This is a genomic window from Bacillus pretiosus, from assembly GCF_051294775.1.
Taxonomy (GTDB): domain Bacteria; phylum Bacillota; class Bacilli; order Bacillales; family Bacillaceae_G; genus Bacillus_A; species Bacillus_A wiedmannii.
Map to the genome: position 1 here is coordinate 1 of NZ_JBPPHF010000190.1, position 306 is coordinate 306.

Here is a 306-nt window from a genome sequence, read left to right on the forward strand (position 1 = left end):
TAGGCAGCGTGAGATGTTTATAAGAGAGAGGGATTATCGTCTTATCAGTAAGTGGTAGTCTACCTCTTAAAGAAGCAGATGCGATATTAACAAGCGGAATGCGCATGATGTCCTTTATCGGTGTTGTTATGATCGCTGCCGCTGGATTTGGCGCTGTTCTTCGAAAAACAGGACATGTTGAATCTCTTGTGCAAACGAGTGCACATATAATTGTAAATAACAAACCACTCGCTGCATTTCTTATGCTTGTGATTGGACTTCTCGTTACGATGGGAATTGGTTCATCCTTTTCAACCATCCCTATTT

General features: G+C 41.5%; 1 pseudogene. It reads left to right on the forward strand.

Annotation, left to right across the window (positions count from 1 at the left end):
* Positions 1–29: 29 nt before the first annotated feature.
* Positions 30–306 (forward strand): annotated as a pseudogene (locus ACSG5Z_RS30460) (Na+/H+ antiporter NhaC family protein); the annotation flags it as partial.